This window comes from Bacillus sp. 01N42_2 (assembly GCF_056399565.1).
The window spans coordinates 213,814-237,300 of the sequence record NZ_JBFTRO010000003.1 but is presented as its reverse complement, the minus strand read 5'-3'; the positions used below and the strand labels follow the sequence as shown (position 1 = coordinate 237,300).

Below are 23,487 nucleotides of genomic sequence, written 5' to 3'. Positions count from 1 at the left end.
AATGGAACACGGCGAAAAACACATTACAATTGTCGATGATCAAGGCAACGAACAGCTTTGCGAAGTGCTGTTTACATTTGAAAACGACACATTCAACAAATCTTACGTTCTTTATTATCCGATTGATGCTCAAGACGATGATGAAATCGAAATTCACGCTTCAAGCTTCGAGCCGAACGAAAACGGCGAAGACGGCGAACTGATGCCGATTGAAACGGATGAAGAGTGGGAAATGATCGAAGAAACGCTGAATACGTTTTTAGCGGAAGAAGACGAAGAATAAAATGAACAGAAAAAGCCGGAGCGCATATGCCGCTTCGGCTTTTTTGTAATAAATTGCCGAATGCGCACGAATCATGTAGTATAAGAGCTGTTGGGAGGGAAATACTTGTATGAATATCAATCAGACTAAAAATTCATTTCTGCGCAAAAACAAAAAAACGACGATAATACTGTCCTCCGTGATCGCTCTGATCATCATCATTTGCGGTGCTTTTTTCTATGGAAAATCTCTGCTGTCCCCGGTTGACAAAGGCAGCAAAACGACAGTCAATATTAATATTCCGAGCGGTTCTTCGGTTTCCGCAATTGCCGGAATTCTTGAGGATCAGCATGTCATTAAAAGCAAAAAAGCATTCCAGCTGTATGTGAAGTATAAAGGCGCTTCCGGATTTCAGGCGGGATTTTACCATCTGAATAAAGGAATGGACGCGGATGCGATTATCAAAAAACTGACCGCGGGATCTGCGGGGTATGCCTTTCAGATCACCGTTCCCGAAGGAAAACAGCTGACACAGATTGCCGACGCGATCGCAAAAGAAACATCATATTCTAAAGAAGAGATTATGGCAAAACTGGACGACAAAACATTTATCGACAAACTGAAAAAACAGTTTCCTGATACAATAACAGACGCTCTTTCAAACAAGAAGCTTAAGCATCCGCTCGAAGGTTATTTATACCCGGCCACATATCCGTTTAATGATCCGGATGCATCGCTTGATAAGATTTTGACGGCAATGATTCAGGAAACAAACACCCGTATCGAAACATATAAATCTGAACTGGAAAAAAAGAAACTTTCCGTCCATAACGCGCTGACGATGGCATCGCTTATCGAAGAGGAAGCCACAGCCAAAGCCGACCGTCACAAAATCGCAAGCGTCTTTTACAACAGACTTGCAGAAAAAATGCCGCTGCAGACTGACCCGACGGTATTATATGCGGCCGGAAGGCATAAGAGCCGGGTCTTCTACAAAGACCTGAAAATTGATTCTCCGTTTAACACGTATAAACATAAGGGGCTGCCGCCGGGACCGATTGCAAACGCCGGGGATTCATCGTGGGAAGCGGCTCTTAACCCTGACAAAACGGATTATCTCTATTTCCTGGCAAAATCTAATGGTGAGGTCGTATTCACGAAAACATTAAAAGATCATAATAAAGCGAAGGAAAAGTATATTTCCAAAAAAGACAGTGAATAAAGGAGGGCAAAAGCTCTCCTTTTATTCCATTCTGAAAGGTTTTATGATAAAATATATCGGGTTGTTTACTTATGGATAAAGAAGTGTCTTAAGAGAGTGTCCCCGCGGATTCGTCAGGGGCACTCCTTTTTAGAACGGAGGCTGTTTGCCGTGAATGATCGGTATGAACAAATAAACGAGTATATTAACGCGATGCTGAAGCCTCGGCCTGATAAAGTGAAAAAGCTTGAAGCCTATGCAAAAGAGCACCATGTTCCGATTATGGAAGAAGCGGGCATTGAAGTGCTGCTTCAAATGCTGTCGATTCAACAGGCGAAAAACATCTTGGAAATCGGCACGGCAATCGGATATTCGGCTATACGGATGGCGCTTGAACTTCCGGATGCGAATATTTACACGATTGAACGGGACGACAAACGCTATGAAGAAGCTGTGAACAATATAAAAGACTTTGAAATGGAAAATCGGATTCACGTAATGCACGGGGATGCGCTTGAACTTTCTGAGTCTGTCCGTGTCACGGCTCCTTATGATGCCATTTTTATCGACGCGGCAAAAGGCCAGTACACGAACTTTTTTGAGCTCTATGAACCGATGCTTGCGCCGGATGGGGTCATTTTCACAGACAATGTTCTGTTTAAAGGGCTGGTGGCACAAGATCACTCGGAAATTGAGCCGAAAAGAAGACGGAAGCTTGTTGAAAAAATTGATCAATATAACCAATGGCTGATGAACCGGCCTGACTATCAAACGGTCATACTGCCGGTCGGAGACGGCATCGCCATCAGTAAAAAGAAGAGGTGAATGATCATGAAAAAACCTGAACTTTTGGTGACTCCGACTTCCGTACAGGATATTCTTCCGCTCATTCAAGCGGGGGCAACGGCGCTGTTAGTCGGAGAACAAAGATACGGCCTGAGACTGGCCGGGGAATTTTCAAGAGAAGATATTAAAGAAGCCGTAAAAATAGCTCATCAAAAAGGCGCGAAAGTGTACGCTGCCGTCAATGCTATTTTTCACAATGAAAAAGTGGACGAGCTGAACGGCTATCTTGCTTTTTTGCAGGAAGCCGGCGTGGATGCGGCTGTTTTCGGTGATCCGGCCGTTTTAATGGCGGCGCGTGAAGCGGCTCCCGGGCTCAAACTGCACTGGAGCACGGAAACAACGGGAACCAACTACTATTCCTGCAATTACTGGGGACGCAAAGGCGCACGGCGGGCAGTGCTGGCTAAGGAATTAAATATGGACAGCGTCATTGACATAAAAGAAAACGCCGAAGTGGAAATTGAAATTCAAATCCACGGTATGACATGCATGTTCCAATCTAAGCGTTCATTAGTGGGCCATTACTTCGAATACCAAGGAAAAGTCATGGACATCGAACAGAAGAAAAAAGAAGCGGGCATGTTTCTGCATGACAAAGAACGGGGCAATAAATACCCGATTTTTGAAGACGAAAACGGCACGCACATCATGAGTCCGAACGATGTGTGCATGATTGATGAATTAGAGGATCTGATAGACGCCGGCATTGATTCTTTCAAAATCGACGGAGTGTTGAAGTCTCCTGAATACTTAACCGAAGTGACACGCATGTACAGAGAGGCAATCGATTTGTGTATCGAAAGCCGCGAGACATACGAAAAGAAAAAAGAGAGCTGGATAGAGCGGATTGAAAGCATTCAGCCTGTGAACAGAAGCATCGACACAGGATTCTTCTTTAAAGAAACGGTCTATTAAAAAGGAGGGTGCAACGGATGACAGCCGTAAATCAAACCATTTCCAAAGTCGTAAACGGAAAACGCGTCATTACGAAAAAACCTGAACTTCTTGCTCCGGCAGGAAACCTTGAAAAATTAAAAATTGCCGTTCATTACGGAGCGGACGCGGTTTTTATCGGAGGACAGGAATACGGGCTCCGCTCTAATGCGGATAACTTTTCTATAGAAGAAATTGCAGAGGGCGTAGAATTTGCCAAAAAATACGGGGCGAAAATATATGTGACAACAAACATTTTCGCTCATAATGAAAATATGGACGGTCTGGAAGAATACTTAAAAGCGTTAGGAGACGCAAAAGTTGCCGGAATTATCGTCGCTGATCCGCTGATTATTGAAACATGCCGGAGAGTCGCCCCGGACGTAGAGATTCATCTCAGCACACAGCAGTCCCTTTCCAACTGGAAAGCGGTGCAGTTCTGGAAAGAAGAAGGTCTTGACCGTGTGGTGCTTGCCCGTGAAACGAGCGGACTGGAAATTAAAGAAATGAAGGAAAAGGTGGATATTGAAATCGAAACCTTTATCCATGGCGCCATGTGTATCGCTTATTCAGGCCGCTGCGTGCTGAGCAATCACATGACGGCCCGTGATTCCAACCGCGGCGGCTGCTGTCAGTCGTGCCGCTGGGATTATGACCTGTATCAGACAGACGGTGCAAACGCGGTCGCGCTCTATGACGAAGAAGACGCTCCGTTTGCGATGAGCCCGAAAGATTTAAAATTGATTGAATCCATACCGCAAATGATCGAGATGGGTATCGACAGTCTAAAAATTGAAGGCCGGATGAAATCGATTCATTACGTTGCGACGGTTGTCAGCGTGTATCGCAAAGTCATCGACGCATACTGCGCTGATCCTGAAAACTTTGTCATTCAAAAAGAATGGCTGGATGAGCTGGACAAATGTGCAAACCGGGATACCGCGCCTGCTTTCTTTGAAGGCACGCCCGGTTTTGAGGAGCAGATGTTCGGCGAACACGGAAAGAAAACAACATTTGATTTTGCCGGTCTCGTGCTCGCATATAACGAGGAAACTCAAATGGTGACGCTCCAGCAGCGCAATTTCTTTAAACAAGGTGACGAAGTTGAATTTTTCGGTCCTGAAATTGACAATTTCACATTCACCATCGGCACTATTTGGGACGAAGACGGAAACGAGCTTGATGCTGCCCGCCATCCCCTGCAAATCGTTACATTTAAAGTAGACAAAAAGATTTATCCGAGCAACATGATGAGAAAGGGGAAGTAATCCCAATGGGTAAGAGTCCTGTAGTTATAGGCATCGCCGGAGGTTCCGGATCAGGAAAAACAAGCGTCACCCGTTCCATATACGAACAGTTTAAAGGACACTCGATTTTAATGATCCAGCAAGACCTTTATTATAAAGACCAAAGCCATCTTCCGTTTGAAGAAAGGCTCAACACAAACTATGATCATCCGCTCGCATTTGATAATGACTATTTAATCGAGCATATTCAAGAGCTTTTGAATTACCGGCCGATAGAAAAGCCGATTTATGATTATAAACTCCATACGCGTTCTGAGGAAACCATTCCGGTTGAGCCGAAGGATGTCATTATTTTGGAAGGCATTCTCGTTCTTGAAGATAAAAGGCTTCGCGACCTCATGGACATAAAACTTTATGTCGACACGGACGCGGATCTCCGTATCATCAGACGGATTATGAGAGATATTAACGAAAGAGGCCGTTCTATTGATTCTGTCATTGAGCAGTATGTATCCGTCGTCAGACCGATGCACAATCAGTTTGTTGAACCGACGAAACGCTACGCGGACATCATTATTCCGGAAGGCGGCCAAAACCACGTCGCGATTGATCTGATGGTCACGAAGATTCAAACGATCCTTGAACAAAATGCAATTTTGTAATACCATAGCATAGACATAAATAACTCAGACCATATTATGTATAGGCTGGAAGGGAATGAGACAGTTCCCTTCTTTCCCTGTTTATAAACCGAAACATTTGCAGAAAACACACATTCAGTTTAAGATAAACAGTACCTATATGGGAGAGAAGAACGAGGACTGCCCTGTGTTCTCATTCTTGATTTTTTCGTTTATGCTCTCATACATAATCACACGTTATTGTTGAGGGACAACCACCAAGGAGTGAAGGAACATGGCACAAGAAAAAGTTTTTCCAATGACTCAAGAAGGAAAACAAAAACTTGAACAAGAATTAGAGCAATTGAAAACGGTTAAACGTAAAGAAGTAGTAGAACGCATCAAAATCGCAAGAAGCTTCGGAGATCTGTCAGAGAACTCTGAGTATGATTCTGCAAAAGAAGAACAGGCATTTGTGGAAGGGCGCATCACGACGCTTGAAAATATGATCCGCAATGCGAAAATCATCGAGGACGACGGCGGTTCAAATGTTGTCGGTTTGGGAAAAACTGTATCATTCATCGAATTGCCTGACGGTGAAGAAGAATCTTACACGATCGTCGGAAGCGCTGAAGCTGATCCGTTTGAAGGGAAAATCTCAAACGACTCGCCGATTGCCAAAAGCCTGCTCGGCAGAAAAGTGGACGAAGAAGTTACTGTTCAGACGCCGGGCGGAGAAATGCTCGTGAAAATTGTGAAAATTTCATAAGATCCGTTTAACAATGAAACACCTCGTCCAAAATATGGATGAGGTGTTTTTTATGATCGTATCAAAAAGGCTGAAAACGGCCGTGATTTGTTTTCTGCTCGTGTTTTTCTTTTTGCTTGCCAGGCTGGCTGAAATTCAGCTGTTTTTTACAGAATCTTTTTCAAAATCTAATATTAATCTGATTCAGGAAAGCGTCAAGCAGCGGACTGAAGAAGTCCTTATTTCAGACGGACGCGGCTCTTTTCTTGATCGGAACGGCAAAGAGCTGACCGGAAAAAAGCAGCCTGCCGTCGTTCTGTTTCCCTTTCTCGTGACGCAGGATTGGCCGATTGACCGGGTATCCGCCATTCTCGGGATGAAACAGGATGAGCTCGGGCAGCTTCTCACGGAAGCGAAAAAACCAGTGATCCTAAACAGCAGAAAAATAAAACATCTGACGAAACAATCCGTGTCAAATATCAATTCTTTGAAATATCCGGGCATTTACGGCGTATATATGAAAGACAGCAAAGAAACAAACATAGCCGCTCATCTGTTGGGCGCGACAAATCAGGACCCGGAGCTTTTGAAAAAGAAATATCCCGGCCGTAAGGAACTGCCGATCACGGCAAAAATCGGGACAAGCGGGATGGAACGGACGTTTGATGAGTTTTTGCTGGCGGATCAGGACACAAAACTTTTGTATCATGTCGACGGAAGGGGAAACCCTTTATTCGGAATGGACGTCAAATATACGGCAGAAGCAAACGCGTTTTATCCGCTGCAAGTCAAAACCTCCATCGACCGCAATATTCAAAAAGCAATGGAAGATGTATTGAAAGACCGCGGGTTAAAAAAGGGGGGAGCCGTCCTTTTAGACATTGAAAAAAGCAGTGTGCTCGGAATGGTATCAAAGCCTGACGCCGACATGTCAAAGCAGCAGACACTGCAAAATTACATGCTGACGCCGATTTATCCGGGATCAGTGTTTAAAACGGTGATCGCCGCAGCCGCAATAGAACAAAACGAAGTGAAGCCGGGCACATCCTTTAACTGCAGTCTCAACCTGTACGGAGAGCCGGGTGACGACAAAGGCACGCTCAATTTTGGAGAAAGCTTTGCCCAAAGCTGCAATTATACGTTTACAAGTCTTGCGGAAAAATTGGTCAAAAAAGATGACTCCGCTATTGAAAACATGGCGGAAAAACTCGGTCTCACACAGCGGGCGGGCTGGGAAGGCAAGCTGTACCGGGAAGACGGATTCAGGCAGCTGTATAATGAAAAAAGCGGCGTCATTTGGGGAGATGCCAAAGACAAAACCGTCAAAAGAGCAGTAGCCCAGACGGCGATCGGACAGAAAAACGTGAAAGTCACCCCGCTTGAAGTCGCCAATATGATGGCGACGATCGCGCGCGGCGGCGAAAAAAAACAAGTCAAAATCGCGGACAAAATCGAATACAAAAACGGAACGACGATGGCGTCATTCAAAGATCAGCCGTTAAAGGGGAAAACGATCGATAAATATACGGCCCAGCAGCTTCAAAAAATTCTCAGAGAAGTCGTTACGTCACCGAAAGGAACCGGCAGGAGATTTCAGGATCTGCCGTATGCGGTGGCGGGAAAATCCGGAACGGCCCAGACGGGAATGTTTACAAAAGATAAACAGACGCTTTACAACAAATGGTTTGCGGGATACTTTCCCGCGGACAAGCCGAAATACGCTCTCGTTGTGCTGCACATGGACACGCCGGGAGATAAGGCTCTGACAAATACAGTGTTTTATGATATTGTTAAAAAGGTACATGAAAATGAAACAAATCAGACATAGAACAACCGCTCAGCCCATGTTAAAATATATGCTGAGCAAGAGGGATAAAGGAGTGCAGAATGATTGAGCAATAAACAATCTCGTTTTGAAAACCGTGATAAGCGCAGAAAAGCAAATTTGGTGCTTAACATTTTAATTGCTATCGTATCTATTCTTATTGTCGTCGTTGCAGTCAGCCTCTTCATCAACAGTCCGTCCAGCGACGTGAGCCAGAAACAGGAAACCCCTGCATCAGGCAAGACGAAGCAGACCTCAGATGAGGACATAAAAGACAGCAAAAAAGATACGGCCTCAGACGATGACAAAAAAGATAAACAGGATAAGGACAAATCCGATTCATCTTCAGACTCTGACAGCAAAAAAGACGATGATTCATCAAAAAGTGATGACAGCAAAAAAGCCTCTGATTCAAGCGACCCTTTTAAAGGAGCAAAAATAACAGAGGGCGGCTCATCCAGCGATGTCGATAAAACAATTGTTAACTCAAAATGGAAACCAGTCGGCACAAAGCAGACGGGAGAACATGCGGCGACGTATGACTCGAGCTCTGAAGACTGGTCCGAAATGCTTGACGCTATCTCTTACGCAACCGGCGTGTCAAAAGATCACATGACAGTGCTGTGGCTCGGAAACAATGGAAGCCCGCAAGATGCGAAGGGTAAAGTTTTAGACAAAACGAACGGCAAAAAGTATCAGGTCACCATCACTTGGGAAGACAAAAAAGGCTGGAAGCCGACAAAAGTAGAAACCTTAAAATAACCGCAAAAAAGCAGCTGATTCTTCAGCTGCTTTTTTCTGTCATACGTCAGCTGAAAAATGCACCGACGCGCTGTAAAGGATTCTGCCGTCAACGGCCGTCACCTGATGGGATACAGAACGGACGCGAAGCATAATCGCCTGGTTGTTTTCAATCTGTACGTTTATTTTCTTTTCCAGCTCCTGCAAAGATGCCGCTTCAAAAAATTCTACTTTATCTTTTATTAAATCCAATTGAAAATTCATCAGTATAGATCCTCCTGATTTTTCTTCTGAGTCAATGAAAGTATAAGCCTTTCTGCTGTAATTGCGCAATAATCCCAAAGTATTTTAGTACCCTTTCGCTCTTTTTTGTGATAGGATAGGAACTGTTCCATGATTAATCCATACTATACTCATAGGAATTATAAATTATGGAGAGTGAAAAATATGGGCCGTGAATTTATTCCTTTATTTGAAGATTGGGCAGCGACTTATGACGCCACGGTGCACGGAGCTGACGAACAATATGCTGATGTTTTTAAAGGGTATGACAATATTCTTGACAGCATCGTCGCACTTTCGGGTTCTAACGTTTTAGAGTTCGGACCGGGCACAGGGAATTTAACGGCGAAATTAGCCGCCGCGAACAAAAAAGTGTTTGGTGTAGAACCGTCTCCGTCAATGAGAAAACTGGCAGCTGACAAGCTTTCTGACAGAGCTGTGTTCAGTGACGGGGATTTTCTGGAGTTTCCCGCTCCGCCTTTCCAAATAGATACCATCGTCAGCTCGTACGCATTTCATCATTTAACCGATGAAGAAAAGCAAGCGGCTGTAAAGCAATATGGCACAATCCTTCAGAAGCATGATAAAATAGTGTTTGCCGATACCGTCTTTAAAGATCATGAAGCATACGGGGAAGCCGTCAGAAAAGCAAACCGAAACGGCTATCACCAATTAGCGGACGATTTAAAGACGGAACATTATCCGACACTCGAGACAATGAAAAACATCTTTTCAGCTGAGGGATTTGCCGCAAGATTTACGCAGCAAAACGACTTTGTCTGGATAATGGAGGCGATTAAACGGTAAATCGAAGGGATTGTGTATAAATGAAACTGGCAGTCATCGGAGCAATGGAAGAAGAAGTTACGATTTTAAGAAGCAAACTGAAAGACGCAAAACAAGAAATGATCGCTCACTGTGAGTTTACGACGGGCAGCTATGAAGGCGTCGAAGTTATCTTGCTGAAATCAGGCATCGGAAAAGTCAACGCGGCGATCAGCACGACGCTTCTGCTTGATCGTTTCAAACCTGATTATGTGATTAACACAGGCTCAGCGGGCGGATTTCATCATACATTGAATGTAGGAGACGTCGTCATCTCAACAGATGTCCGCCATCATGACGTGGACGTGACGGCGTTTGACTATGAATACGGACAGGTGCCGGGTCTTCCGGCAGCATACAAGGCTGATGAAAAGCTGATCAGCATTACCGAGGAAGCGGTTTCTGAACTGAACGGCATTCAAGTCGCGAAAGGCACAATCGCTACTGGAGATTCTTTTATGAATGATCCGAAGCGGGTTGAAGACGTACGCGCCAAGTTTGCGGATTTGTACGCGGTTGAGATGGAAGCTGCAGCTGTCGCACAGGTGTGCCACCAGTTCAAAACGCCTTTTGTTGTCATTAGAGCTCTATCTGATATTGCCGGAAAAGAATCTGACGTTTCATTTGATAAATTTTTAGAACAGGCAGCCGTTCATTCAACTGAGCTTGTCCTGAATGTCATCAAACGAATTCACTAAGCGGGGGATTCTCGTTCTCCTCCGCTTTCAGGGGGAGGACACCATATTGAACGTGATAACAGATATTACAGAACTGATCGGACATACACCGCTGCTCCGTCTCAAGCATTTTGATATACCGGAGGGAACAGCGGTTTATGCTAAGCTTGAGATGATGAATCCGGGCGGCAGCATTAAAGACAGGCTGGGCGAGATGCTCATTGAAGATGCGCTTCACACGGGCAAGGTGAAACCGGGCGGCGTTATCATTGAAGCGACAGCCGGGAACACCGGAATCGGACTCGCTCTGTGCGCCAGAAAGCACCGGCTTCGCGCCGTTTTTTGCGTCCCGGAGCATTTCAGCAGAGAAAAGCAGCAGATTATGAAAGCGCTCGGAGCGGAGATTGTGCATACGCCGAGAGAAGAAGGCATGCAGGGAGCCATCCGAAAAGCGCTTGAGCTGGAGAGAGAGATTAATAATTCTTATGCCGTTCTGCAATTTAAAAACCGAGTAAATCCATTGACTTACTATAAAAAACTCGGTCCCGAAATTTGGAACGCGCTCGGCGGCAATATCCACACCTTTGTCGCCGGAGCGGGTTCCGGCGGGACTTTTGCCGGCACGGCAGCTTATTTAAAAGAAAAAAATCCTGCCGTCAAAACGGTGATCGTTGAACCGGAAGGCTCCATCCTGAACGGCGGAGAACCGCATGCCCATAAAACGGAAGGCATCGGTATGGAGTTTATCCCGGATTATATGGACGAGAGCCATTTTGACGCCATTTACACGGTGGAAGACGATAAGGCGTTTTCGTTTGTCAGAGAAGCGGCCGAGAAAGAAGGCCTTTTAATCGGAAGCTCATCAGGGGCGGCTCTATATGCGGCGCTGGAAGAAGCGAAAAAAGCGCCCGCCGGCTCAAATATCGTCACCATTTTCCCAGACGGCAGCGATCGTTATATAAGCAAAAACATTTTCCAAGGAGGTCAGTAAGATGAAGAAAAAAACGCTGATGGTGCACGGAGGAATTACGGGAGATGAAAAGACCGGAGCGGTTTCCGTACCGATTTATCAAGTAAGCACGTACCAGCAGCCGAAAGCGGGCGAGCACACGGGCTATGAATATTCAAGAACGGCCAATCCGACGCGGACGGCTCTTGAAAGTTTAATTACGGAGCTTGAAGGCGGCGCGGCGGGATATGCATTCGGCTCAGGCATGGCTGCGATTACAGCCGTTATGATGCTGTTTGACAGCGGCGATCATGTTATTTTGACGGATGATGTATACGGCGGCACTTACCGGGTGATGACAGGTGTGCTGAACCGCTTCGGCATTGAAGCGGACTTTGTCGATACGAGCAGCAAAGAAAAAGTCCAAAAAGCCATCCGTCCGAATACGAAAGCGATTTATATCGAAACGCCGACAAACCCGCTTTTGAAAGTGACTGACCTCAAACTGATGTCTGACATCGCAAAAGAAGCGGGCATATTGCTTATCGTCGATAATACGTTTTACACGCCGTATTTCCAGCAGCCGCTCAGCTTCGGCGCTGACATCGTGCTGCACAGCGCGACAAAATATCTCGGCGGCCACAGCGATGTCGTCGGCGGCTTAGTCGTGACGGCTGATAAAGAGCTCGGTGAAAAGCTTCATTACGTGCAAAACTCAACAGGCGGCGTTTTAGGACCGCAGGATTCATGGCTTTTAATGAGAGGCATTAAAACACTGGGACTCAGAATGGATGCCATCAATCACAGCGCCGGAAAAATCGCCGAGCTGCTTGAAGCGCATGATGCCGTTCAGACGCTCTACTATCCGGGATCAGCGAAACACCCGGGCCATGAGCTGACAAAAGCGCAAAGCTCCGGTTTCGGCGGAATGATTTCCTTTGATATCGGCAGCAGCGAACGCGTCGACGCATTTTTAGAAAAATTGAACCTGTTTACGATCGCGGAAAGCTTAGGAGCGGTTGAAAGCTTAATCTCCGTGCCGTCCAGAATGACGCATGCTTCAATCCCGCGCGACCGCCGGCTTGCACTTGGCATAACAGACGGGCTCGTCCGGATCTCAGTCGGTATTGAGGATACTGAGGATTTAACGGCGGATGTGAAACAGGCGCTTGATTCACTTTTATAAAGATTGGATAGATTTACATTCTCTGTCGGCTGCCAGCTTATATTATAATGTTGTTAGACTATAAAACTGGCAGGTGACCTTATATGGAGAACAAAAGACTGAAATCATTAATAGAAGATTTTAAGCATTACGCATTTATTCTGCTTGCAGTCAGCACCTTCATTTATATCGGCGCGGTTCTTCCCGGACAAGGGCTGACTTCGGGCCAGAAAATGCTGATGTTTGTAACGGATTGTGTATTTTTAGCGGGCGCTTATTTCTGCGTTGACCGTTCACTTATTTATAAAAAGAGGCTGGAAGAAGCCGAGGAATAAAAAAAAGCCATTGTCTTTTGACAATGGCTTTTTCATTTCTTATTCAGACGGGGTTTCACGTAATTCTTTTCCCATTCCTTTTAAAAACTGCAGACCGAAGCCGAGCGCACGGTTAATATCGGGATCACCGGCGGCTTTCATCAGTTCAAACATACTGACTTTCCGGTCTTCTTTTAAAAAGCTTTGCGCCTGATCCGTTCCGGCCATGACGCTCTCTAAAAGTCTGCCCATAAATTCAGGATCAGCTTTTGACAGCGCGCCTCCCGCTGCCATCATCGTATTCAGGAGATTTGTGACAGGTTCCCGGGAAATTTGTCCAAGCGCGATTTTCGCAATTTCCTCTTTCGCCTGGAGCATATAGCCGGCGGCATCAAAAATGCCCAAGCCATTCAGCTCCGTCATAATAGACATCGTTTTCGCGACGGCTTCTTCATTTTCTGCGAGAAGTGTTTTCAGTTCTTCCAGCTTTTCTGCTTTCAGCTGTTCCTCCGTTTTTGTTTCTTTTTGAATTTCAGTAATTGGGCTTGCCATAATGCTTCCTCCTTTCCTTAATCCGTTAAGTGCACATAGCCCGGACGGTTCCATTTTCGCTGAGCTTCCACACCATTTTGCGGATGACGTTTTTTGTTCCGCGGATTCGTTTTCGGAAGCGGCGGAGTATCACAGGAACCGAGCACTTCCATGCGGACTTTTGTCTGCTTATAGGCAGGCGTATGTGTCCGTGAATCATACGCTGGCCCGGTCAGGAAATTAATCGCCGAATCTTTATCTGTAGAGTTCATCGGCAGATAAAGCTCATTTGCGCGGACGCGGTCTGTTACAAGCGCGTTCAATTTAACCGCTCCAAAAGGAGAGACGAGGCGGATCATTGTTCCGTCGCAAATTCCGCGTTCAGCCGCGAGCTCCGGCGATACTTCAACAAATACGCCCGGCACTTTAGACTGAATGCCTTTCGATTTGTTAGTCATATTTCCTTCGTGGAAATGTTCAAGCATCCGCCCGTTATTAATGTGCAAGTCATATTCTTCAGGGAATACGGCAGGCTCCACCCAATCGCTAAGGGCAAAACGGGCTTTTTTGTCAGGGAAGTTAAAGCCGTCTTCATAAAGAAGCGGAGTGCTTTCTCCCGTAAAGCTTCCCCACAGGAAGCTGTTCCAGCCGGTAAGTACGTCATAGCTAGCTTTTCCGAACAGCGGAGAAAGGCTCGCCATTTCTGAGAAAATATCGCTTGGATGCGTGTAATTCCAATCAGCGCCTAAACGATTGGCGACTTCCTGAATAATCCACCAGTCCGGTTTTGCATCACCAAGCGTCGGAAGCGCCTGATACAATCTTTGCACACGCCGCTCTGTGTTTGTAAATGTTCCGTCTTTTTCAAGAGAAGGAACCGCAGGCAGGATGACATCCGCGTATTGCGCCGTTCTTGAAAGGAAAATATCCTGCACAACAAAGAAATCAAGGCTGGATAAAATGTCATGAACATGGTTGGCGTTTGAATCGACGAGCGCCATGTCTTCACCGACAAGATACATCGCCTTCATCTTTCCTTCTTCAATCGCATGGAGCATTTCAATATTATCAAGACCCGGCTTGCCGTCAATCTCGACACCGTAAGCTTTTTCGAATTTAGCACGGGCCGCATCATCGGTAATATGCTGATATCCCGGAAGCCAGCCCGGGAGAGTTCCCATATCGCAAGCGCCTTGAACGTTATTATGTCCCCGCAGCGGATAAGCTCCGGCACCCGGGCGGCGGTAGTTCCCTGTGGCTAGCAGCAGATTGGAAATCGCCGCTGATGTATCAGAGCCGCCTGTATTTTGAGTAACGCCCATGCCCCAAAGAACACAAGTGCCGTCTGCATCACGAATCATTTCGGCAATGCGGATGATCGTATCCTGAGATAGTCCGGTGATGCGCTCCGCATAGTCTAATGTATACTTTTTCAGCGTTTCTTTATAATCTTCAAAGTAGTTGACATTCTCATCAATAAACGCTTGATCGTGCCAGCCCTGGTCAATCATATATTTCGTCACTGCCATGAGCCATACTTGGTCAGTCCCTTGTTTCGGGCTGATAAAGAGGTCGGACCGTTCAGCCATTTCATTTCTGCGCAGATCGGCAACAATTAATTTTTGTCCGTGCAGCTTATGCGCGCGTTTCACGCGTGTGGCCAGAACGGGATGTCCTTCCGCCGGATTGGCGCCGACGATGAGCACGAGGCCCGCTTTTGCAATATCTTTAATTGTGCCGGCGTCTCCGCCCATACCGACGGTGCGGAATAAGCCGTCCGTTGCCGGTGACTGGCAGTAGCGTGAGCAGTTATCCACGTTGTTGGTTTCAAATACTTGGCGCGCTAATTTTTGGATGACGTAGTTGTCTTCATTCGTAATTTTAGAAGAAGAAATAAAACCGACAGAACCGCTGCCGTGCTCCGCCTTGATCGAACCGAGTCTTGAAGCGACAAGGTCAAGGGCTTCTTCCCATGACGATTCAACAAATGCGCCGTTTTTCCGGATGAGCGGTTTTGTAATCCGTTCTTCCGAATTCACGAAGTCCCAGCCGAATTTCCCTTTGACACAAGTGGAAATCGCATTAACCGGAGCATCGGAAACAGGCTGAATTTTCAGGATGTCACGTCCTTTTGTCCATACTTCAAAAGAGCATCCGACACCGCAGAACGTGCAGACTGTTTTTGTTTTTTTCGTCCGTTTATCGCGCATAGCCGCTTCCACTTCTGACACAGCGAAGATGCTTGTATAGTCGGGTTCCACATTTTTGACTAAATCAATCATCGGCTCCATGACATCTTCTTTGATGCCGGTCATAAATCCGGCCTGGCCGAGCATTGATTTTTCCATCAGTGCGTTACAAGGGCAGACAGTGACACACTGGCCGCAGCTGACACAGGAAGATTCATTAATGGCAACGCCTTCGTCCCAAATGACCCGCGGGCGGTCGCGCTCCCAATCAATGGAAAGGGTCTCATTCACCTGAAGGTTTTGGCACACTTCCACACATTGGCCGCAGGCGATACATTGATTCGGATCATAGCGGTAAAATGGGTGAGACATATCCACCGCGCACTTTGAATCGTCTTTCGGCGTATACGGATATTTCTGGTGCTCAATTCCCATCATTTCCGCTGTATTATGCAGCGTGCAGTTTCCGTTGTTGTTATCGCATACTGTACAGTAAAGCAGATGATTCTCGAGCAGGCGGTCCATGGCCTCTGTCTGAGCTTCTTTTACTCTTCCCGACGTAAGCGAGATTGACATTCCGTTTTCTGCTGCGGTGGAACAAGAGCGCTGCAATTTTCCGTTTACTTCAACAATACAGGTGTCGCATGTTTGAATCGGATCCACTTCCGGTACATGGCATATTTGCGGTATCTCAATTCCGTTTTGATTTAAAATATCTAAAATTTTAGTCCCCTCTGGTGCTTCATACTCCGTGCCGTCGATTGTGACACGGATAGACTGAACGTCTGTCACTTCCAATTCCCCTCCATCTTTTAAAATCGAAAAAAGCCATGCACATAGATACCGGCCTCCTGTGCAGAGATCGGTATAAATACGCATGGCGGAATAGTTCACTAGCAAGTCTTACTAACAGACCAATCCTATCTGTATAAAACGATAGACTCATAACACGTTTCCTATTACGAATCCATCTTCACTGCTTTTATTATAAGGTGATATTTATTATAATACAATACGAAAGGAAAACTTTAACCAGGTGAAATGCTGCAAAGGGGAACCGGGAATGTCTTTCATAGGCTGAAATCGGAGGGGACAATATGTCTAAAAAAATCCATGAATTTAACGATATTATTCGGAAATTGCGCAAAGAATTATTTGGAAAAGGGCCGGAACGAATTCACACCGTTTTTGTGGATAACATGGCGGTATCTACGCTTTACGGCAATTTAAGCGCAAGTGAGCAGTTTATCGCACGCACCCCTGAAGGAAGAGAAATGGTTCACGCGGCGCGGACCAGCTTAATTCAGGAGCTGTATTCCAAACAAACGCCTGAAGGAATGGAAGAGCTTATCGGGGCAAAGCTCGTGCATCTGTTTTCAGACATCAAGATCGAAGAGAATATTGCGGTGTCTGTATTTGTATTTGACCGAACAATTGAAGAGCGGCGTGAAGAAATCAAAAGCTGAAAAAATTCAATTGACACGAAATTGTCACATTTGATATGATATGAACTGCCAGCAGTGGCTTAAGGACGATTTTTTATGGAATGTGTGCATGAGCTGTACATGTTCTATAGCTAACATTTTCATTCTGCTTGATATTGTTGTATGGGTATGCATACAAGTTAGGCAGCATTCAAACCCGTTTCAGACGGGCTGTTTGAATGCTGCCTTTTTTATTAAGTTCCTTTTGAAAACTGCCGGATGAATTGATAATGGAGGGGTTTAATGATGGCTTTTCGTAAACCTGACGAAATAGCGGAGCTTGCGGTCGAATCAGGGGTAAAAAAGGTGCAATCACCGCTTTCAGCACTGATCGTATTAGGATTTTTAGGAGGAGCGTTTATCGCACTCGGTTATTTGCTTGATATCCGTGTCATCGGAGATCTTCCGAAAGAATGGGGCAGCCTGTCAAGTTTAATCGGCGCGGCCGTGTTTCCCGTCGGACTGGTGCTTGTCGTTCTTGCCGGCGCGGAGCTGATTACGGGAAATATGATGTCAGTATCCATGGCGCTGTTTTCCAGAAGAATATCCGCCGGTTCTTTAGTGAAAAATTGGATGATCGTGACGTTAATGAATCTTGTCGGCGCGCTGTTTGTCGCTTACTTTTTCGGACATGTTGTCGGATTAACTGAAACGGGGCCGTATTTGGAAAAAACGATTGCGGTCGCACAAGGCAAATTGGATATGCCGTTTGGAAAAGTCATTGTGTCGGCGATCGGCTGCAACTGGCTTGTCTGTTTAGCCGTCTGGCTTTCTTTCGGGGCAGAAGACGGAGCCGGTAAAATCGCGGGTATATGGTTTCCGATTATGGCGTTTGTCGCAATCGGTTTTCAGCACGTTGTCGCCAATATGTTTATCATCCCGGCTGCGATTTTTGCAGGCTCTTTTTCATGGGGGGATCTGATTCTTAATCTCATTCCGGCTTTTATCGGGAATGTGATCGGCGGCGCAGTGTTTGTCGGCCTTATTTATTTTATTGCATATGCAAAAAAGGATCAGAATAAACAAGGGATGAAAAGAGTTTCCTGAGGTAAGAAAGATGCCGGAAAACAAGGACAATTGAAGCGGAATTCCAGCACATTTTCCGTCCAAATCTTGAAAATAATGTTTACAAATTGGAAGACGGTGGATATACTTACAAAGTAAGAAAAAAAGCAAAGGGAGGTTGAGTCACATGACAACGTTAAACGGCAAGCAAAACCGAAAATTGAACCGATTCAGCCTGTGGAAGAGTTCGTGTCCTTCCTTAACCTCTGCCTGTCAAGCACGTTAATTTCGGAGTATCAGGACATTCGCAGCTCCCCGCAGGGAAAGAAGCACCTGCTTCTTTTGTCTGCGGATTTTGTCTGCCCGCAGCACATATGAAGTTTGCTGCGGGTTATTTTCGCCTGTGCGGATATTGAAAGGGGGTGAGCGATAATGACCATTAATCTCTTCTTTTTGACACTGACCATTTCAAAGCGTTTTAAAAGTGCTGAAGAATATGAACGAGAACAGCAGGTCGAAGAGTTTTACAATGAAGCGAAAGAACGCCAGATGAAACATTTTTATATGAACTGAGTGAACAAAAAGAGCCAAAATGGGGAAGAAGGAGGAGATCATCATGTTCAGAATTGAACTGCTGAATCATTACACAATGGAGAAGGACCAGGTTTAGCTGGAATTTTGCTGTCACCGCGCAGACGGCCTGCATACCATGGTAAAGAAAGATAAATCGGTAAGCGGGTGATAGCATGCAGAGCGGGCAGAACAAAATTCCATCTATCGGACACGGGTATGCGTCAATGCCCCATTCCTTTAAACACGGCTACGGCAACCCGTATCGCCGTCAGAGAATGGCGGCGCTTTCCCGGCAGACAAGATATATAACACCGTATTATTGGTATTAGAGCAGGCGGAAAACCTACGTTTTCCGTCTTTTTTTTAAAACTGATATAAATTTCAATTAAATCGAAACATTTATGAAGAGAAGTGCGTCTAATTAGCACCTCATACTAATAGGAGGTAATATTATTTCTGAATAATAAATCTCAGAAATAGAAAAGCGGGTGTTATACAATGTTGCAACATACATCTTCAGCATTAAAACGAATGCGCGCGAAATACTTTGCTACATCAGAACCGGCACAACCAGTCATTCGGCAAATTATGATGGATATACAGGAATACGACCGCATTCTGGAAATTGGAACCGGAAACGGCTCAATGTTTAAACAAATCATCGGACAGCTTGAAAAGGGCAGTCTTAAAAGTATAGAAACATCAAAACGTAAAATACGGAAAACACAGCGCGCAAACCGTTCGGCCATAAAGGCCGGACTCGGAAACATTCAGCATGGGCGGCCTGAAAGCATTCCGTTCGACGACCGCAGCTTTCATAAAGTCTTCTCGTTACATACTGCTGAAACGGTCAGCGATTACCGGACAGCATGTAAAGAAGTGTACCGCGTGCTTCAAATTGACGGGTCCTTTTATATGGTTTTGAAGCCTTCACGAATGAGCGAAAATGATGTAATTCAGGTGCTGCGTGATCAGCATTTCAGAGACATTTCAGTTGTCAGCAGAGATGCATTCCATTTTATTACTGCCATTAAATAGAATATTTCTTGGGAAATAAAAGAGCTGCTTAAGTCATGGCAGCTCTTTTTTATAATTTGGGCATATTTCCTTATTTTTGGCTATTTCACACATGTTTTATATTAAAAAAAGTTTTTTTCTTATACAATAATGATCAGATGACCGTACATTAAAAATTTTGAACAAACGGAATGAATATTCATTCCGTATTTAAAAGGGGGATTAGATGACAGCTTCAAACAAAGTTGAACTCATTATGAAAGCGTCGCTTACTTTGTTTACAGAGAGAGGATTTGACGCAACGACGATCCCGATGATTGCCGCTCAGGCGGATGTCGGAACCGGCACAATTTACCGTTACTTTGACAGTAAAGAAACGCTTGTTAATGTGCTGTATCAGGAAAGTGCGCAGCGTTTTATGAAAAAAGTCAAAACTGATTTTTCGAAAATATCTGTAAGAGAAGGGTTCCATCACCTTTTTTATTGCCTGATTGATTTTACAAAGGAAAGCGAGTATGCATTGTTTTTTCTTGAAACGAATAAGGACGCCTACTTTCTGAATGAAACGAGCCGTAAGCTTCTTGATGAAATCACACAGATGCTTGACGTCTTTTTTCAGCGCGGCAAGTCTGAAGGCGTGCTCCGGAATCTGCCGTCCGATGTGCTGATGGCGATTTTGCTGGGGGCATATCTCAAACTCTATCAGCTTGTCCGGACGGGAAGCGTTGAAATCACAAAACCGTTTCTGAAAGAATTGGAGCAATGCTCTTGGGACGCCATCCGAACTCATTAATTATTCGCCGAAGGAAGGAAGATCGATATGAAACAGCTAAACGCTATACCGCAGCCGAAAACATACGGACCACTGAAAAACCTCCCTCACTTGGAAAAAGAAAAACTTTCACAATCGCTTTGGAAAATTGCCGAAGAATACGGCCCGATCTTTCGTTTTGAATTTCCGAGCTCTGTCGGGGTTTTTGTATCAGGCCGTGAACTTGCGGCAGAAGTCTGTGATGAAAAGCGATTTGACAAAAACCTCAGCAAAGCCTTGCTCAAAGTCCGTGAATTTGGCGGTGACGGATTATTTACGAGCTGGACAAACGAAAAGAATTGGCAGAAAGCGCATCGGATTTTACTGCCGAGTTTCAGCCAGAAAGCAATGAAAGGCTATCACTCAATGATGCTTGATATTGCCATGCAGCTCGTGCAGAAGTGGAGCAGATTAAATCCGAACGAAGAAATTGACGTCGCTGAAGATATGACGCGCCTGACGCTGGATACAATCGGTCTGTGCGGATTTCATTACCGCTTTAACAGCTTTTACCGCGATACACAGCATCCTTTTATCACGAGCATGCTTCGTGCGCTGCAGGAGGCAATGCGCCAATCACAAAGACACAGCCTGCAGGACAAGCTGATGATCAAAACGAGGCATCAGTTCCAGCGGGATATTGAAGTGATGAATGAACTCGTAGACCGGATTATTGCTGAGCGGAGGGAAAATCCGGATGAGAATCTGTCTGACCTTTTATCATTGATGCTTGAAGCGAAAGATCCTGTAACGGGTGAAAGGCTGGATGATGAAAATATCCGCTATCAAATCATTACTTTTTTGATCGCTGGGCATGAAACCACAAGCGGACTGCTTTCATTCGCGATTTACTGCCTGCTGAAAAATAAAGATAAATTGGAAAAAGCCGTTGAGGAAGCTGAACGGGTGCTGACGGGAGAGGCACCTGAATATAAGCAGATTCAGCAGCTGACATATATCCGCATGGTGTTAAACGAAACATTGCGGCTTTATCCGACTGCCCCGGCATTTTCCCTGTACGCGAAGGAAGATACGGTTCTCGGCGGAAAATATCCGATTGAGAAAGGACAGCCGGTGACGATTCTGACTCCGCAGCTGCACCGGGATAAAAGCGCGTGGGGAGAAGATGCCGAGTTATTCCGCCCGGAAAGGTTCAGTGATCCCGCGGCAATTCCGGCCGATGCGTATAAGCCGTTCGGAAACGGACAGCGCGCATGCATCGGGATGCAGTTTGCCCTTCAGGAAGCGACAATGGTGCTCGGGCTTGTCCTTAAACACTTTGAACTGATTGATCACACGGATTATGAGCTTACGATTAAAGAAGCTTTAACCATTAAGCCCGGTGATTTTAAAATCCGTGTGAAAAACAAGGACGTGTCCAATCAGCAGTCCGCACAGAACCATAAAGCTGAAAACAGCGGTCACAAAGAAGAAACGGAAGAAATACCGTCTCATGGAACTCCGCTTCTCATTCTTTACGGATCAAATTTAGGAACTGCGGAAGGAATCGCGGAAGAGCTGGCTGACATCGGCAGAAGCAAAGGTTTTTCAACTGAAACCGGCCCGCTCGATGATTATGCCGGGAAATTGCCTGTAAAAGGCGCTGTCGTTATTGTTACGGCTTCTTACAACGGAGCGCCGCCTGATAATGCGGCGGGTTTTGTGAAATGGATGGAAACCCTTGAAGACCAGGAATTAAAGGGTGTTTCTTACGCCGTCTTCGGCTGCGGAGACCGCAACTGGGCCGCCACTTACCAGAGGATCCCACGCCTTATAGACAAAGTGCTTGAAGAAAAAGGGGCAGCACGGCTGACCTCTCTCGGAGAGGGCGACAATGCCGATGATTTTGAGTACAGTCAGGAAGCTTGGGAAGACTCATTCTGGCAGGACATCATCAAGGCTTTTCATATAGAAGCCGCTCCAAAACAGCAGAATAAATCACAGTTATCAATAGAATACGTAAGTGAAGCAGCTGAAACGCCGATTGCCAAAACGTATAAAGCATTTGAGGCGGAAGTGATTACAAACAAAGAGCTTCATACCGAAAGCAGCAAGCGCTCAGTCCGGCATATTGAGCTGCGTCTTCCGGAAACAGAAACTTATCAGGAAGGAGACCATCTTGGGGTGCTTCCGCAAAACAGCGGGAAACTGATCAGCCGTGTTATTCGCCGGTTCGGTCTTGATCCGAATCAGCCCTTTAAGATCAAGGGGCGGCAGTTGCCTCATCTCCCAATGGACCGGGCAGTTAATGCGCCGGAGATTTTGGCGTCATATGTAGAGCTGCAGGAACCGGCAACGAGAGCCCAGCTTCGCGAACTCGCGGCTCATACCGTATGCCCGCCGCACCAAAAAGAATTGGAGCATCTTTATTCTGATGACGCGGCATATAAAGAAAACGTGCTGAAAAAACGAATGACCATGCTGGATCTGCTTGAAGAATATCCGGCTTGTGAACTGCCGTTTGCACGCTTTTTAGAACTTCTGCCGTCATTGAAGGCGCGCTATTATTCAATCTCAAGCTCACCGAAGGCAAAAAGCGGAGAGCTCAGTATCACAGTCGGCGTTGTGACGGCTCCGGCGTGGAGCGGCCGTGGAGAATACCGGGGCGTGGCTTCGAACTATTTAGCCGGATTACAGAATGGCGATCATGCCGTATGTTTCATCCGCTCACCGCAGTCCGGTTTTTCACTGCCTGAAAATACGAAAACACCTCTCATTATGGTCGGGGCGGGCACCGGAATTGCGCCGTTCAGGGGCTTTATCCAGGCGCGGGCTGCCGAAAAAATGTCCGGTCACAGCCTGGGCGAAGCTCATTTATACTTCGGCTGCAGGCATCCTGAAGAAGACGATCTGTACAAAGATGAATTCGACCAGGCGGAGAAAAACGGCCTTGTGACCGTGCATCGGGCGTATTCCAGGTTAGATCAGGATTGTAAAGTATATGTACAGGATGTCCTGCTTCGCGAGGCTGCACAGATTATTGCGCTTCTTGACCAAGGCGGCCATCTCTATATATGCGGTGACGGAAGCAAAATGGCTCCGGCTGTGGAAAACGTACTGCTTCAGGCGTATGAAAAGGTGCATAACACTGATTCAAAAGTTTCCTTGAATTGGCTTGAACAGCTGCAAGCGGAAGGAAGATATGCGAAAGATGTTTGGACAGGTGTGTAACAGAAGCGTGAGGCAAATGAAGAATGTTATTTAATTGAAGAAAGCCGGCACGATATTTGAAATCTACTGAA

Annotated in this window: 24 protein-coding genes; 21 read left to right on the top strand and 3 right to left on the bottom strand. The window is 45.9% G+C overall.

Features of this window, described 5'->3' with window-relative positions:
- The first annotated feature begins 1 nt into the window (after position 1).
- The 9 genes from AC1DN5_RS08765 (at position 2) to AC1DN5_RS08725 (ending at position 8,444) form a co-directional block, all read left to right on the top strand.
- Positions 2 to 283, top strand: a complete 282-nt coding sequence (locus AC1DN5_RS08765; RefSeq protein WP_003152751.1) for a DUF1292 domain-containing protein — start codon at positions 2 to 4, stop codon at positions 281 to 283.
- A gap of 109 nt (positions 284 to 392) precedes the next feature.
- Positions 393 to 1,484 carry an endolytic transglycosylase MltG gene (mltG, locus tag AC1DN5_RS08760; protein WP_095241566.1) on the top strand — a complete coding sequence of 364 codons (1,092 nt, stop codon included), beginning with the start codon at positions 393 to 395 and terminating at the stop codon, positions 1,482 to 1,484.
- Between the two features lie 150 nt (positions 1,485 to 1,634).
- On the top strand, positions 1,635 to 2,288 hold the full coding sequence (locus AC1DN5_RS08755) for an O-methyltransferase (protein WP_264818879.1): 654 nt from the start codon (positions 1,635 to 1,637) through the stop codon (positions 2,286 to 2,288).
- Between the two features lie 6 nt (positions 2,289 to 2,294).
- On the top strand, positions 2,295 to 3,224 hold the full coding sequence (locus AC1DN5_RS08750) for a peptidase U32 family protein (protein WP_366969135.1): 930 nt from the start codon (positions 2,295 to 2,297) through the stop codon (positions 3,222 to 3,224).
- A gap of 17 nt (positions 3,225 to 3,241) precedes the next feature.
- Complete coding sequence (locus AC1DN5_RS08745; protein ID WP_016938837.1) at positions 3,242 to 4,510, top strand: peptidase U32 family protein; 1,269 nt, start codon at positions 3,242 to 3,244, stop codon at positions 4,508 to 4,510.
- Between the two features lie 5 nt (positions 4,511 to 4,515).
- Positions 4,516 to 5,151, top strand: a complete 636-nt coding sequence (gene udk / locus AC1DN5_RS08740) for a uridine kinase (RefSeq protein WP_016938838.1) — start codon at positions 4,516 to 4,518, stop codon at positions 5,149 to 5,151.
- Positions 5,152 to 5,404: 253 nt separating this feature from the next.
- Positions 5,405 to 5,878 (top strand): transcription elongation factor GreA, encoded by a 474-nt coding sequence (gene greA / locus AC1DN5_RS08735; protein WP_014470754.1) that lies wholly within the window; start codon positions 5,405 to 5,407, stop codon positions 5,876 to 5,878.
- A 52-nt stretch (positions 5,879 to 5,930) separates the two neighbouring features.
- Entirely contained in the window at positions 5,931 to 7,685 is a 1,755-nt protein-coding gene (locus AC1DN5_RS08730; protein WP_366969136.1) for a peptidoglycan D,D-transpeptidase FtsI family protein, read from the top strand.
- A 63-nt stretch (positions 7,686 to 7,748) separates the two neighbouring features.
- On the top strand, positions 7,749 to 8,444 hold the full coding sequence (locus tag AC1DN5_RS08725; protein ID WP_016938840.1) for a YrrS family protein: 696 nt from the start codon (positions 7,749 to 7,751) through the stop codon (positions 8,442 to 8,444).
- Between the two features lie 39 nt (positions 8,445 to 8,483).
- On the opposite strand, the gene AC1DN5_RS08720 is transcribed toward AC1DN5_RS08725, so the two are convergent.
- Positions 8,484 to 8,687 (bottom strand): YrzA family protein, encoded by a 204-nt coding sequence (locus AC1DN5_RS08720; protein ID WP_003152771.1) that lies wholly within the window; start codon positions 8,685 to 8,687, stop codon positions 8,484 to 8,486.
- A 183-nt stretch (positions 8,688 to 8,870) separates the two neighbouring features.
- On the opposite strand from AC1DN5_RS08720, the gene AC1DN5_RS08715 reads away from it, so the two are divergent.
- The 5 genes from AC1DN5_RS08715 to AC1DN5_RS08695 all read left to right on the top strand — a co-directional run bounded on the left by AC1DN5_RS08715 (position 8,871) and on the right by AC1DN5_RS08695 (position 12,656).
- Positions 8,871 to 9,512, top strand: a complete 642-nt coding sequence (locus tag AC1DN5_RS08715; protein WP_366969137.1) for a class I SAM-dependent methyltransferase — start codon at positions 8,871 to 8,873, stop codon at positions 9,510 to 9,512.
- A 20-nt stretch (positions 9,513 to 9,532) separates the two neighbouring features.
- The gene (gene mtnN / locus AC1DN5_RS08710; RefSeq protein WP_003152774.1) at positions 9,533 to 10,228 is read left to right on the top strand and encodes a 5'-methylthioadenosine/S-adenosylhomocysteine nucleosidase; all 696 of its coding nucleotides are present in this window, start codon (positions 9,533 to 9,535) and stop codon (positions 10,226 to 10,228) included.
- A 46-nt stretch (positions 10,229 to 10,274) separates the two neighbouring features.
- Complete coding sequence (locus AC1DN5_RS08705) at positions 10,275 to 11,198, top strand: O-acetylserine dependent cystathionine beta-synthase (protein ID WP_045926785.1); 924 nt, start codon at positions 10,275 to 10,277, stop codon at positions 11,196 to 11,198.
- A 1-nt stretch (position 11,199) separates the two neighbouring features.
- Complete coding sequence (locus tag AC1DN5_RS08700; protein ID WP_188154590.1) at positions 11,200 to 12,342, top strand: bifunctional cystathionine gamma-lyase/homocysteine desulfhydrase; 1,143 nt, start codon at positions 11,200 to 11,202, stop codon at positions 12,340 to 12,342.
- An 83-nt stretch (positions 12,343 to 12,425) separates the two neighbouring features.
- On the top strand, positions 12,426 to 12,656 hold the full coding sequence (locus AC1DN5_RS08695; protein ID WP_095241572.1) for a YrhC family protein: 231 nt from the start codon (positions 12,426 to 12,428) through the stop codon (positions 12,654 to 12,656).
- A 39-nt stretch (positions 12,657 to 12,695) separates the two neighbouring features.
- Here the strand turns inward: AC1DN5_RS08695 and AC1DN5_RS08690 are convergent, their stop codons facing one another.
- The gene (locus AC1DN5_RS08690; protein WP_264818875.1) at positions 12,696 to 13,187 is read right to left on the bottom strand and encodes a helical membrane plugin domain-containing protein; all 492 of its coding nucleotides are present in this window, start codon (positions 13,185 to 13,187) and stop codon (positions 12,696 to 12,698) included.
- Positions 13,188 to 13,204: 17 nt separating this feature from the next.
- Positions 13,205 to 16,147: a formate dehydrogenase subunit alpha gene (gene fdhF, locus AC1DN5_RS08685; protein WP_366969138.1), complete on the bottom strand. Its 2,943-nt coding sequence runs from the start codon at positions 16,145 to 16,147 to the stop codon at positions 13,205 to 13,207.
- Positions 16,148 to 16,452: 305 nt separating this feature from the next.
- Between fdhF and AC1DN5_RS08680 the strand changes: the two genes are divergently transcribed.
- The 7 genes from AC1DN5_RS08680 to AC1DN5_RS08650 all read left to right on the top strand — a co-directional run bounded on the left by AC1DN5_RS08680 (position 16,453) and on the right by AC1DN5_RS08650 (position 23,416).
- Complete coding sequence (locus AC1DN5_RS08680) at positions 16,453 to 16,821, top strand: Na-translocating system protein MpsC family protein (RefSeq protein WP_016938847.1); 369 nt, start codon at positions 16,453 to 16,455, stop codon at positions 16,819 to 16,821.
- A 264-nt stretch (positions 16,822 to 17,085) separates the two neighbouring features.
- Positions 17,086 to 17,886, top strand: a complete 801-nt coding sequence (locus AC1DN5_RS08675; RefSeq protein ID WP_366969660.1) for a formate/nitrite transporter family protein — start codon at positions 17,086 to 17,088, stop codon at positions 17,884 to 17,886.
- Positions 17,887 to 18,276: 390 nt separating this feature from the next.
- A complete protein-coding gene (locus tag AC1DN5_RS08670; protein WP_016938849.1) occupies positions 18,277 to 18,417 on the top strand; it encodes a YrzI family small protein in 141 nt (46 codons plus the stop codon).
- Positions 18,418 to 18,590: 173 nt separating this feature from the next.
- On the top strand, positions 18,591 to 18,746 hold the full coding sequence (locus AC1DN5_RS08665; RefSeq protein ID WP_162829238.1) for a hypothetical protein: 156 nt from the start codon (positions 18,591 to 18,593) through the stop codon (positions 18,744 to 18,746).
- A gap of 169 nt (positions 18,747 to 18,915) precedes the next feature.
- Complete coding sequence (locus AC1DN5_RS08660; protein WP_016938850.1) at positions 18,916 to 19,455, top strand: class I SAM-dependent methyltransferase; 540 nt, start codon at positions 18,916 to 18,918, stop codon at positions 19,453 to 19,455.
- 205 nt (positions 19,456 to 19,660) lie between these two features.
- On the top strand, positions 19,661 to 20,227 hold the full coding sequence (locus AC1DN5_RS08655; protein ID WP_016938851.1) for a TetR/AcrR family transcriptional regulator: 567 nt from the start codon (positions 19,661 to 19,663) through the stop codon (positions 20,225 to 20,227).
- Between the two features lie 27 nt (positions 20,228 to 20,254).
- The gene (locus AC1DN5_RS08650; protein ID WP_366969139.1) at positions 20,255 to 23,416 is read left to right on the top strand and encodes a bifunctional cytochrome P450/NADPH--P450 reductase; all 3,162 of its coding nucleotides are present in this window, start codon (positions 20,255 to 20,257) and stop codon (positions 23,414 to 23,416) included.
- The last annotated feature ends 71 nt before the right edge of the window (positions 23,417 to 23,487 follow it).

Bases quoted from the DNA above. Each gene is read 5' to 3' on its own strand.
- AC1DN5_RS08765 (WP_003152751.1), top strand. From the start codon at position 2: ATGGAACACGGCGAAAAACACATTACAATTGTCGATGATCAAGGCAAC.
- mltG (WP_095241566.1), top strand. From the start codon at position 393: ATGAATATCAATCAGACTAAAAATTCATTTCTGCGCAAAAACAAAAAA.
- AC1DN5_RS08750 (WP_366969135.1), top strand. From the start codon at position 2,295: ATGAAAAAACCTGAACTTTTGGTGACTCCGACTTCCGTACAGGATATT.
- AC1DN5_RS08745 (WP_016938837.1), top strand. From the start codon at position 3,242: ATGACAGCCGTAAATCAAACCATTTCCAAAGTCGTAAACGGAAAACGC.
- udk (WP_016938838.1), top strand. From the start codon at position 4,516: ATGGGTAAGAGTCCTGTAGTTATAGGCATCGCCGGAGGTTCCGGATCA.
- greA (WP_014470754.1), top strand. From the start codon at position 5,405: ATGGCACAAGAAAAAGTTTTTCCAATGACTCAAGAAGGAAAACAAAAA.
- AC1DN5_RS08730 (WP_366969136.1), top strand. From the start codon at position 5,931: ATGATCGTATCAAAAAGGCTGAAAACGGCCGTGATTTGTTTTCTGCTC.
- AC1DN5_RS08720 (WP_003152771.1), bottom strand. From the start codon at position 8,687: ATGAATTTTCAATTGGATTTAATAAAAGATAAAGTAGAATTTTTTGAA.
- AC1DN5_RS08715 (WP_366969137.1), top strand. From the start codon at position 8,871: ATGGGCCGTGAATTTATTCCTTTATTTGAAGATTGGGCAGCGACTTAT.
- mtnN (WP_003152774.1), top strand. From the start codon at position 9,533: ATGAAACTGGCAGTCATCGGAGCAATGGAAGAAGAAGTTACGATTTTA.
- AC1DN5_RS08700 (WP_188154590.1), top strand. From the start codon at position 11,200: ATGAAGAAAAAAACGCTGATGGTGCACGGAGGAATTACGGGAGATGAA.
- AC1DN5_RS08695 (WP_095241572.1), top strand. From the start codon at position 12,426: ATGGAGAACAAAAGACTGAAATCATTAATAGAAGATTTTAAGCATTAC.
- AC1DN5_RS08690 (WP_264818875.1), bottom strand. From the start codon at position 13,187: ATGGCAAGCCCAATTACTGAAATTCAAAAAGAAACAAAAACGGAGGAA.
- AC1DN5_RS08680 (WP_016938847.1), top strand. From the start codon at position 16,453: ATGTCTAAAAAAATCCATGAATTTAACGATATTATTCGGAAATTGCGC.
- AC1DN5_RS08675 (WP_366969660.1), top strand. From the start codon at position 17,086: ATGGCTTTTCGTAAACCTGACGAAATAGCGGAGCTTGCGGTCGAATCA.
- AC1DN5_RS08670 (WP_016938849.1), top strand. From the start codon at position 18,277: ATGACCATTAATCTCTTCTTTTTGACACTGACCATTTCAAAGCGTTTT.
- AC1DN5_RS08665 (WP_162829238.1), top strand. From the start codon at position 18,591: ATGCAGAGCGGGCAGAACAAAATTCCATCTATCGGACACGGGTATGCG.
- AC1DN5_RS08660 (WP_016938850.1), top strand. From the start codon at position 18,916: ATGTTGCAACATACATCTTCAGCATTAAAACGAATGCGCGCGAAATAC.
- AC1DN5_RS08655 (WP_016938851.1), top strand. From the start codon at position 19,661: ATGACAGCTTCAAACAAAGTTGAACTCATTATGAAAGCGTCGCTTACT.
- AC1DN5_RS08650 (WP_366969139.1), top strand. From the start codon at position 20,255: ATGAAACAGCTAAACGCTATACCGCAGCCGAAAACATACGGACCACTG.